The organism is Nostoc foliaceum FACHB-393 (genome assembly GCF_014698505.1).
In the GTDB taxonomy this organism is placed as follows: domain Bacteria; phylum Cyanobacteriota; class Cyanobacteriia; order Cyanobacteriales; family Nostocaceae; genus Nostoc; species Nostoc foliaceum_A.
Genome location: NZ_JACJTD010000009.1, coordinates 58,851 through 70,316, shown reverse-complemented (window position 1 = coordinate 70,316; position 11,466 = coordinate 58,851). Strand labels below are relative to the sequence as shown.

The 11,466-nt window shown below is 42.1% G+C and carries 8 protein-coding genes; 5 read left to right on the top strand and 3 right to left on the bottom strand.

The genetic code is table 11. The annotated features are described in order from the left end of the window. Window positions 1-80: 80 nt before the first annotated feature. The gene (locus H6G92_RS10275) at window positions 81-443 is read right to left on the bottom strand and encodes a hypothetical protein (protein WP_190893427.1); all 363 of its coding nucleotides are present in this window, start codon (window positions 441-443) and stop codon (window positions 81-83) included. A gap of 541 nt (window positions 444-984) precedes the next feature. Further along, window positions 985-2,763, bottom strand: coding sequence for an iron uptake porin (locus H6G92_RS10270; protein ID WP_190893425.1), 1,779 nt, complete (start codon window positions 2,761-2,763; stop codon window positions 985-987). Between the two features lie 326 nt (window positions 2,764-3,089). Between H6G92_RS10270 and H6G92_RS10265 the strand changes: the two genes are divergently transcribed. The 5 genes from H6G92_RS10265 (at window position 3,090) to H6G92_RS10245 (ending at window position 8,883) form a co-directional block, all read left to right on the top strand. Continuing rightward, window positions 3,090-4,304 (top strand): HMA2 domain-containing protein, encoded by a 1,215-nt coding sequence (locus tag H6G92_RS10265; RefSeq protein ID WP_190893423.1) that lies wholly within the window; start codon window positions 3,090-3,092, stop codon window positions 4,302-4,304. Between the two features lie 37 nt (window positions 4,305-4,341). After that, complete coding sequence (locus H6G92_RS10260; RefSeq protein ID WP_190893421.1) at window positions 4,342-5,181, top strand: hypothetical protein; 840 nt, start codon at window positions 4,342-4,344, stop codon at window positions 5,179-5,181. A gap of 144 nt (window positions 5,182-5,325) precedes the next feature. Next, window positions 5,326-7,578: a heavy metal translocating P-type ATPase gene (locus H6G92_RS10255; RefSeq protein WP_190893419.1), complete on the top strand. Its 2,253-nt coding sequence runs from the start codon at window positions 5,326-5,328 to the stop codon at window positions 7,576-7,578. A 70-nt stretch (window positions 7,579-7,648) separates the two neighbouring features. Continuing rightward, window positions 7,649-7,954: a DUF5132 domain-containing protein gene (locus H6G92_RS10250; RefSeq protein WP_190893417.1), complete on the top strand. Its 306-nt coding sequence runs from the start codon at window positions 7,649-7,651 to the stop codon at window positions 7,952-7,954. 350 nt (window positions 7,955-8,304) lie between these two features. Then, entirely contained in the window at window positions 8,305-8,883 is a 579-nt protein-coding gene (locus H6G92_RS10245) for an HMA2 domain-containing protein (protein WP_190893415.1), read from the top strand. A gap of 17 nt (window positions 8,884-8,900) precedes the next feature. Here the strand turns inward: H6G92_RS10245 and H6G92_RS10240 are convergent, their stop codons facing one another. Next, the gene (locus tag H6G92_RS10240; protein ID WP_190893413.1) at window positions 8,901-11,249 is read right to left on the bottom strand and encodes a WD40 repeat domain-containing protein; all 2,349 of its coding nucleotides are present in this window, start codon (window positions 11,247-11,249) and stop codon (window positions 8,901-8,903) included. Window positions 11,250-11,466: the final 217 nt, after the last annotated feature.

Genomic DNA, 11,466 nt, shown 5'->3' with positions numbered 1-11,466 from the left:
ATTGGTATTATAACTTATTGGCTGAGTAATAGGCTGTTTATAGCAGGACTTACGCAGTATCACCGCATAAGTCCTGTTTATCAAGTAGTAGCCTCTTGCTTAGGCTGACGCACCGGACGCTTGCGATCGCTTCGACGAACGCCTCCTGCCATTTTGTACTCATCGCTATTCTTGCCATACTTTGCAGCTACACTGAGTAACATGTGTTCTGTTAGTTCCATTAGCGATTTTTCGGTAACTTCTAAGGCTTCCTGAGTCATATCCACGGTGGAGAGGCTTGAGTTATAAGCTTCCAATTTGTCTTGCGTTGTTTTAATGACGGCTGCAAAGGAGTCAATTGTTACCCCATTGCCTAAGTCTAAGGTGGGATTGATCGATTTCAAAGCCGCAATCCGACGCTGCGCTTTATCAATTACTTTAGACCCGCGTTTTGGACGTGACATAAATCACTTTCCTATTATTAATAATGCGCCAGGATAAAAACTGACTTATACCCTGAACTGTACAGCACTAGGATAAACAGAACTAGGGTTAATTGACACCCGCATTATCCAGTATATGTTGATTTATTTATCACAAATATCTTGAATGGCTTTATGTAAATTCTTGTAGGTTGCCCGAATTCAATTAACAACTGCCCGAATTCAATTAACGACTGTCCGAATTCAATTAACAACTGCCCGAATTCAATAAACGACTGCCCAAATTCAATAAACGACTGCCCAAATTCAATAAACGACTGCCCGAATTCAATATAGGAACTTAGCAAACTTGCTTTTATAGCGCTTCTCGTTTGGATGCGATACACTCTGACCTCACTTCCATTCCTCTCTACGGTGTACACACAGGTCGGAAATAGTAGTTTGTCAAGGAATAATTGACGAGTACATTCTTTGTAGAGACGGCGATTTATCGCGTCTCTAAAAATTGAAAAAGAATGCAGAATTCTGAATTCTGCATTCTTCACGCTTTTGCTGTAAACCTTTAGAAGGTGAAAGTTGTTCTCAGCGTACCGATAATTGCATCGTCGTTAGCGCTGTTTTGACCAGGAGAGGTCAACCAGATTACACCAGGGGTGATTGAAATGTTATCTGACACGCGATACTTGTAAAAGCCTTCAAAATGATAAGGTATATCATTACCAGTAAAACCTGCTCGGTTAAAGGCATAGGGTTCTGCACCAGCAAAAATACCTAAAACGTTACCCTGTTTACCGAAGTCAGGTAAGGCTATGCCAACTCCGTAGCTCCAAGCTTCATAATCATCACCAATACCAAAGCCTGTAACATCGTGATAAGAAATGAAGCCACTGATTGACAGTTTGTCACTGGGTCTAAAGGCTGCCGATATCCCATAGGAATTACTAGAAGATGCGTCTAGAGCACTTAGGGTATTAGATTGACCAGTACCTACGACGCGGTTAGTGCCAGCTAAACCACCACCTGCATCAAATAAATTCCCACCTCCAGCACCATGATACCCGTGAACGTAGGTAGCTGCGAAAGCCAAGCGATCGCCAACACTAAAGTTCAACTGTCCCAGGGCTGCATAGTTACCTTCAAGCAAACCTTGATTTACTCCAGGATTATTAGCATTTGATGCCAAATAACCGACAGTTAGTGAACTTGGTTTGAAAAAGCTGCCACCGCTACCAAAGGGTAAAGTTAGGGCTGCACCGGCACCACCACCAATGCGATAGATGGGACTTTCAGAAGCAAAGGTAGACAAAGCACCATTACCACCATCAAAGTCCTCAAAGTAAGGGTTGTTAGTGGCAGCATAATCGCTATGAATACCTCCGGTGGCCGCAAAGTAAGCTTGGGCTGGGCCTATAGGTACGTAATACGCCAGCCAGTCTATAATGACACCGTTGTTACCAGTGCTGCCGACTTGAAATGTTTGTGTACCTTCAGCAGTATTGATAGGAAGACCACCATTATCCACTTGACTGAAGGCTGCTGCATTACCTGCTGCAAGACGGGTGTGTAAAACGTCTTTACCCGTGAAGCTGGTTTGCAAGTCTAAACGTACCCTATCTTGGAAGACAGTATTGTTAGCATCGCCAGTATCACCGCCAAACACATCAGTAACGGCAAAAATAGCTTCACCCACCAATTTTGTGGTAGTGGAAAACTGATTTGCTTCAAGTTCAGCAGTCCGTGCTTCTACAGCATCTACTCGACCACGTAGAGTTGTTAGTTCTGCCGAGAATTCCTCTTGCAAACGTTGGAGGGTTGCTAAATCCTGTTTTGTCACTAAATCAGCGGTTGCTGTCGCAATCAGTTCATTAACCCGATCTAAACAAGCATTCAAACCTGCGGCAAACTCATAACGAGTCAATGCGCGGTTGCCACGGTAAGTACTATTGGGGTATCCAGCAATACAGCCATAGCGTTCAACTAGGGATTGCAAAGCTTGAAATGCCCAGTCAGTCGGCTGTACATCAGAAAACTGAGAAACTGATGTGACTTGAGATAGTGAATTCTGATTCTTGCCTTCGCTGCTATAGCGGTTAACTTCTTCTAAAACTTTATTATCATCAGTCTTTGCCTGGGCAATCAATTGCTGATTAACTTTTGGTTGCTCTGTTTGGAGCAATATTGAAGCACTAGAAGCTATTGGCGCTTCTGCCTGAGCAACTTTTGCCTTTATATCTTCAGAAGAGCTAGGTACTTTAGTAGCCATAGCTCTAGCGGAAACCAACACCGTCACTCCCAAAACTACTGGGCTTAGTACCAGAGTTTTCCACAATAGATGAGACATTTTTTTATTTTCCTTTCCCAAAAAAGACCTGAAATCAATGGCTTCAAGAAAAAGAGAACAAGCAGTTATTGTGCTTGTTGGAAATCTTATCAGATTACAGTGACTTAAATATATGGCTATGGGCAGTGAATCTAATTGGAGTAAAAATTATGGAAAGGCCCCGCCTGAAAATTTTGTATAATTCCGTCCCTTCAAGATAATCATTCTCACAAAATAATTATTGTTAAAAATAATTCGGAAGACACATACTTGACCCCCAAAGCTTAAGTTAGATTTAATCTATTGTTAACCTTTTGACTTGATCTAGCTATTGGGTAATCCGGTAAATGGCTAAAAATATTAGTAATCGTGAAAAATTAAATATTTCCGCTAAAATTTCTACTGATTTAATCCCTACACAACAAAGCAACGAAGTCAATCAAAGTACAACTAAGATGGCACAGGCAACGCAGTCACAGCCCTCAGGTGCCTTACAAATAGTTCATGTAACTACCGGGCGTGTGCGATTGCGTACCACTGACAGTAGTCTTAATTCGATACTAGCCAGCATAGCCCAAGATTTACGCTCCTTAGAGGGAGTCAGGGAAGTTACTGTAAATGAGCAAACGGGTAGTTTGGTAGTTAATTTTGATGAAGATAAGCTGTCATTACCGCAAATTTTGGCGCTAAAATTCGGCTTTGAGATCCAACAGCCACAACCTTCCTCTGATTCACTTAGCAAAACCGATCCCTTTGCAGCTTGGAAATCGGCTTCATTTTGGAAAGAGCAAGGTATTTCCTTAATTCCGATGATGACAGGCTTGGCGGTAACAGGAGGGTTGGGAATTCATGGCTGGGTATCGATTCCAGTTTACGTGATTGCGGCGGATGCAACCCGTGGTGTAATTGGTTATCTTGGCTCTCAAGTTTCGATATCAGAAAAAATCAAAGGTAACGATACCAGTTCTGCGATAAAAAGCAACATAAAATCTGATTCGGAATTATCAAAAGACGATCGCAAATCTTCTATCCAACAAGAAAAGTCCATAAATAATCTTGAGAAGGCTAGCGAGGCGGTAGCACCTGCAAAGATTGACTACAGTGTAGTCCATGCAATTGCTGGGCGTATTCGGTTGAATGTGCCAAAAATCGCCCAAGATAGAGCTTATGGACGACGACTTGAGAGAATAGTGAAAACCGATGCTGAAGTTACCAGCGTGCGTGTGAATTTTGATGCTGCATCAATCGCGATCGCTTATCAGTCTCGTGAGATTCCATTGTCTCATTGGGTGAGTTTGATGGAATTGGCATTGGAGACAAACCCACCAATAATAGTGATGACAACGGCTAACCAACCCCTCGAAGAAGTTAGCCAGACGGCTGAAATTCCAGACGCAACAACGGCAAATCTTACTACTCAGGTTACTCAGACTGCTGAAGTTATCAACTCAACAACAGCAAACCAAACAAATTCAGAGTTATCCAGTCTGTGGAGTAACCTAAAATCGCCTGCTATGTCATTGTCATTAGGTATTATGGCGAACTTACCCTTGGAAACCTAATATACAGTTTCAAATTGCGGAATACGGGAGGGGAATTATGGCTGGTTTAAATTTAGCAAGGGTAGCAGATTTAGACAAAAAACAAGAGCAAACAGTCACAGACGAGATTAATTACCCAGCAACACCGCCTTCAAGGGTAGCATATAGCATTATTTGTGCATTTCCTGGACAAGTAGGATTTTGCATACCTCAGATTAGCGAAGATCCAAAATATGTGGAACGTCTTCTCGCCTTGCTTGCTAATGAGCCTTTGGTCATCAATCAGCAAGTCAGTAATACTACGGTAGGGTCAATTGCCATTACCTACAACACTGATGTAATGTCAGATGTTGAGATGCGATCGCATTTGGCTAATTTGATTCAGTTGGCTGGCAATGCAGAAGTGGTACCAGCAGCTGCAAACCAATTCAAACCATACTCAGCGGCGGTGACAACAGAAGGTAGGCAGGATAGAAAGCCAAGCAGAGAAGCCCAGAAGCAGAAATCAGCAACATTCTCCTTATCCTCTGCGGATACGTCAGTCTCTAAGACTAAAAGCAATTCGGTATCCTCTACTCATTATGTAATTCAACAAGCAAAAAAACCTGCAAAAGTAGCTTATACCATTGCTCATGCAATTCCCGGAAGGGTGCGGTTTCGTGTGCCTCAAATTGCCTGCGATCCAAAATATGTCCAACGCTTAGAGACTTTACTCAAATCAGATTCTACAGTTACCAGTGAGCGAGTTAATAGCGCTGCAAAATCAGTTGTCATTACCTATAAAACTGCAATGATGCGGGATTCTCAGAAGCGAGTACAAAACTTTTTGTCAGCAGCAATATCTCATCTAGCCAGTCTAATTGAATCTGCCAATGATCCCGCCACAGCGATAAGTTAGCTAACGAATTCAGCAAATGACGAATAACCAAACTGTTGATAGCTAATCAATCTTGCAGGATTGGTGGTCTATTTGATCTTTTTACAGAGGTAAAGAGCCTGATTTTCATTGTGAAGTGTACCAACTTTGGATCAAAGAAAAGTAATGGCAAAAGTAGCACTGGAACTAGCATCACCCTCAAAATCTCAATTCACTGTGTTAGAGGGGAATGGTAAAGTTTCTATAACTGACACTAATGGACACTCTAAAAGAGAGTTTCCCAAGGTTACCTACAGCGTTGTCCATACAACTCCGGGAAGACTGCGGTTTCGCATACCTCGCTTACGCTGTGATGCAGATTATGCCAAGCGTCTTGAAGTATTGTTAACAGCAGATGCGCTGGTGAACAATGTCCGTGTCAAGCCTGCGGCAATGTCAGTTGCAGTTACTTATAAATCTGAGAAAGTTTCCGATGCGAAGATGCGATCGCACCTTCACGATTTGATTCAAGCTGCAAGTGTTGTAGTCGTTCTCAAAAACTCTACATCATTATCGGAAACTGAAAAAGAGACATCTTGGCCAGGTTTACGACTCTCGGCTGTTGCCACTACTTTAGCAGTACTGGGAGGGCCGTTAGGATTACCGATCCCACCTTTGATAGTCGTGCTTCCAATCGCCATTGCTACACTACCCGTTGTCCAACGAGCCTGGGAAGGTATTCGGGTAGAGCGAAAATTGAATATTGACTTTTTGGATTTTATGGCGATCGCTATTACTACCTTCCAAGGTCATTTTCTCACACCATCGCTCATGCTCAGTTTAATTGAAGTGGGCGAAAATATCCGCGATCGCACGGCTCGTTCTTCTGCTCAACAAACTCTAGATTTACTTAGTTCTTTGGGACAATTTGTCTGGGTGGAACGCAATGGCGAAAAGCAACAAATTCCCATTCAAGATGTCCAACGTGGCGATACAGTAATTGTTTACCCTGGCGAACAAGTGCCGGTTGATGGTAGCATTTTGCGAGGTAAAGCCCTGCTAGATGAGCAGAAGCTAACTGGCGAGTCCATGCCAGTACTGAAGAAAAAAGGACAACCAGTTTTCGCCTCAACGCTGGTACGAGAAGGACGAATTTATATTCTTGCCGAATGGATAGGTAATGATACCCGCGCCGGACAGAGCATTAAGTTAATGCAAGAAGCGCCTGTCCACGATACGCGGATGGAGAATTATGCCATGAAATTTGCTCAGAAAGCTGTTGTGCCAACTTTGCTACTTGGTGGGGCAGTATTTGCCACAACCCGCAACCCTTCACGGGCAGCCAGCGTTTTAACTCTAGACTTTGCTACAGGTATCAGAGTATCAGTCCCCACAACAGTTTTAGCAGCATTAACTTATGCTGCACGGCGGGGAATTCTTATCCGTAGTGGACGGGCGTTAGAACAACTAGCAGAAGTTGATACCATAGTTTTTGATAAAACGGGGACGCTGACTAAGGGAGAAGTCGATGTTGTCAGTGTGGAAAGTTTCAATCCAGCAACCTCAAGATTGCGAGTGTTGGAATTGGCAGCCGCCGCCGAACAGCGTTTAACTCATCCAGTCGCAGAAGCAATTGTTCGCTATGCCCAAGCAGAGCAAGTGGAAATTTTGCCGCGTAGTAAGTGGGATTATCAACTGGGTTTGGGCGTAAAAGCTCAGATTGATGGAGAGACAGTTTATGTCGGGAGCGATCGCTTTTTACGTTCCAGTGGCATTGATACCGAAGCGTTAAATGGTCAGCAAAAATTTGTAAATTCAGCGATTTATGTAGCCAGCAACGGTCAACTTCAAGGTATTATTAAATATAGTGATCTTCTCCGTCCCGAAAGCCGGGAAGTCATTAGGGCACTTTCGACGGTCGAAGGTGTAGAAATTCACATGCTAACGGGGGATAATAAGCGAACCGCTACCGCTGTTGCTACTGAACTTGGTATTTTGCCAACGCATACTCACGCAGAAGCTTTTCCAGAACAAAAGGCAACAGTTGTCCGCCAACTGCACGAACAAGGCAAGACAGTTGCATTTGTAGGCGATGGAATCAACGATTCGCCAGCTTTAGCCTACGCCGATGTTTCCGTTTCCTTTGCCAACGGTTCTGAGATAGCCCGCGAGACAGCAGACTTAGTGTTGATGCAGAATGACTTGCATAGTTTATTAGAAGCGATCGCGATCGCTCGTCAAGCCAAGCAATTGATTCGGCAAAACACAGGACTAGTTGCTGTTCCTAATTTAGCAGCATTAGCGATCGCTGTTCTCTTTGGTCTTAACCCCTTAGCTGCAACAGTAGTCAACAATGGCTCAACCGTAGTTGCCGGAGTCAACGGTTTACGTCCAATTCTTAAAAGTCGCCACCATAAAACTCTACCATCGGCAAGATGATACAACTATGCCGGCAAGAGTATCTTAAAAAGCTTTCTGAGATTTCTTAATTAATAGGAGGAAATTGAATATGGCTAAAATTAGTGATTTTGTTGAAGATGCAGGCGCTCCCGGTATTATAGCCGGAATTGGTGCAGTCCTCTTAGCACCTGTTTTGCTGCCCATTGTCGCTGGAGTTGGTAAACCCTTAGTCAAGTCAGTCATCAAAGGCGGAATTGGTCTTTATGAAAGAAGCAAAGGAACCATTGCAGAAATGGGCGAAACCTGGGAAGACATGGTAGCTGAAGCCAGAGCAGAACTTGCTGATGAAAAAGAAACCCCCGTCTTTGAAGCTACTGCCAGTAATGGGGATAATGTCACCGATAATGGTGCATAATTTCATCTACCCATTAGCAAGTTAAATTCTTCGCCATAGGCGACTTCCAATTACAAAAAGAGCAAATTAGTAGGGCGCGTTATGGTGTTCTACCTAAGAGGATGTTTTAAAAGTCTTCTTGTCGGTATCAAAGATTCTAGATTCCTCTAAATCCCCTGATAAATTGGGGGACTTTGATTCCGATTCCCCCCTTAAAAAGGGGGGTTAGGGGGGATCTTTATACAACTTGATACTTTACAAACATCCTCTAACACACCCTACGAAAATAGATCGTTTATTTTTTGGAAGTCCCTTAACTCACAAACCCACAATAAAAAATCCGCAATCATACAAATCAAAAAAGCAGTTGTATGTTAAAAAACGGCTATAGCACTTATAATAAAATGCCAGAAATTATAGACAAAGCCAGCTTAAAAACATCACCACAATCGATATCTACAAAAGTTGTAAGTTCGACTCCCGGAAGATTGCGGTTGAGAGTCGCTCATTCCCATCGTCAACCAGAAAAGATGCAACGCATCGCCAGTGCTTTGTCAGCCAATTCTCACATTAATCGAGTTACGACAAATGTCCATCATGGCAGTATTGTGATCAATCACGATGGTAACGATGGCAGCCTAGAAAATGTGCTAGCAACACTTAAAGATTTAGGAATAGTTTTTGCCGATGTTACCGAGGGTAACACCGAGGCAGCAGCAGGAGTCTCATCTGCGCTTGTTGACTTAAACCAGCGCGTAAAACAGTCAACGCATGGTGCTTTTGATCTGCGGATTCTTTTTCCTTTGGGATTAGCTAGTCTTTCAGTGCGGCAATTACTTAATAAAGGTTTGGAGTTAGAAGTTATCCCTTGGTATGTTTTAGCATGGTATGCTTTTGATAGCTTTATTAAGTTGCACAGAACGAGCCAAGAACAATCAACCAACGAGTAACCAAAGCAGTAAAAAGCTTAATTTATCTGCCAAATTTTGATGGTTTTATCAGAACTAGCACTAGCAAGAAATTGACCATTGGGGCTAATAGCAATAGAGTTTACAGCCCCTGAGTGTTCTGTGATAGATTGCAGTAACTCTCCCGTCTGCAAATGCCAAATTTTGATGGTTTTGTCTGCGCTAGCACTAAAGAGAATTTCCCCATCAGGACTAACAGCTAAGGATTTTACCTCTTCAAAATGTCCAGTCAAGCTGTGTAATAGTTTACCTGTAGCTAAATGCCAAATTTTGATAGTTTTGTCCGTGCTACCGCTAACGAGAATTTCTCCATCAGGACTAATGATTACTGATTTCACCCCACCTAAATGTCCGTTGAGGGTGCGTAATGGATCTCCCGTGCGTGGGTTCCACAGCCTAATTTTATTATCAGAACTACCACTAGCAAGGATTGTACCATCGGGACTGATAGCAGCGGCATTAACTGCGGATGAATGCCAAAGGGTACAAATGCGTTGGCATAGCCCGCCGCAGGCATCGCCTTTATGCAAGTTCCAAATTTTGATTTTATGACTGCCACTGGCAATAATTTGTCCATCAGGACTAATTGCAATGCAGTTAACCGGTTTTTGATGTCCTAACAGAGTGTGGAGGAGTTTGTCAGAATTGAGATTCCATACTTTGACATTACTTCTGGGGTGTTGGCAACTACCAACGGCAAGAAAATGTCCATCAGGACTAATCGCAACAGATGAAATTTCGCCTAAATCTTCTGTGATGCGGATAAGTTTGCCGGTCTTAAGATTCCATACTTTGATGGTTTTATCTGCACACCCGCTAACTAAACTCTCAGAATCAGGGCTAATGGCGACAGATGTGACTTTTTTTGAATGTCCAGTTAGGGTGTGGCTGAGAACAATATGTTGTAGGGTTACTTGGTGTTTGAGGTTGGCGACGCAATTTAAAATTTCTTCAACATCAGCAATTCTCTGACTATCACCTACTGCGACAAAATATTCTCTTAACTTTTTGACATATTCCTCATCTTTGACGCTGACGGCTGATTGCATTGCCTGAAGCGGGTTCGTAGAATCTTGTGGTGATATTTGGCGTAGTTGCAACCAAGTATTCACAGAATAATCAAGCTGTTCGTTTGCCCAAGAGCAATCGCTTAAATGAGATAAACTCTGGGCTAATTGCAAAGCCAATTCTGGAATCCAGTAACAACGCTCATTTTCCAGAGCTTGGTAAACTTGTTTATAACCTGAGGCTATAACCTGTAATGATTGTAAATCAAAAGTATCTGACAGTAAACTCGGCAGCAACTCTGGTAATAGCGGAGGTACACCATGATCAACTAGGTGGTAAGCATCAGCTACCCAACCTGCAACCAAACAGTGATAGGTAATCAAAACCTGGCAAAGTTTTTCAAAGTCTTGACGATTGACTTGATATTGTAAGGATAACTTACTAATATCAATTCCTTTTTCATTCCATATTTCTAGCTTTTCTAAAATTGCCAAATTAATAACATTTTCTTTTCCAATGTGGTTAATTTCCTCTAAGTCTTCTCCCAATGCTAGCAGTTCATCTCTAATCTTTTTCCATTCTAACGCCCGTCTTTTAGCAGACTCTTCCAGAATTTGTCGATAAGGTAAACGGGCAATTGTTTTATAATAATAATTTCCTTGTCCCAAACCCCAGTAGGCAATTCGAAAATTCAAATAATCACCATCATTTTCTGACTCCAAAATCAAACTTGGCTCTGTTTTCAACATTTCAAACAGAGCCTTAATACTTGATTCACTGTGAAAACGTTTACTATCCCAAGCTCCTGCCAATAACTCTGTTGGTCTAACTTGGCTGTGTAGAGAGTAATGCTTGTTAAGAAAATCCCGTAATCCTTCAGCCAACATTAACTCAATTTGGGAAGTTTTATCATCTTTATTATCGTCAAATTTGTCAAAATGTACTTGAGGAGGAGCAATCAAAATTTTCAGTGGAATGTGTCCATTATGTGTGGAGTCTAAAATTTGTGAAGGGTATAGTCTTAATGGCCAGCTATCAAGAATTTTATGAACTTCTGGCAACTTAAGCGCCGTTTCTCGCTCTTGCGAGGCTATTCTTAATCGCATTTTGTGATTGTAAGCTACTAATTGCTGCTGGGAAATTCTTTCTTGTTCAAAGTCCTCAACGTAACTGCTGTTTTTATTTGAAGAATTCAGAGCTTTGACTAATTCCGGAATTGCTTCAATCGGTTCATATTTACTTAGAGATAAATTGTCTTGATTTCTCCTCTGTACTAGCTCTGCAACAACAGGTGCAAACTCTAGTACCAGTTGAATTAGTAACCTTAACCCTTGCTGCATAAACACATACCTAGAAACTAAATAAGCAAGATTTGTATGAAATCAGGGCAATCCTGCCATCCATTAAATTCATACATCCTCTTGATATTACTAACTGAAAGTATAGTAACTCAACCGTAAAAGTTTAAAACCCTTACATGTCAATAAGTCTATGTAATGAAATACCTGTAAATAGAAATGATAATCATCTAATACCATTTTTATATGAAGCTGCATA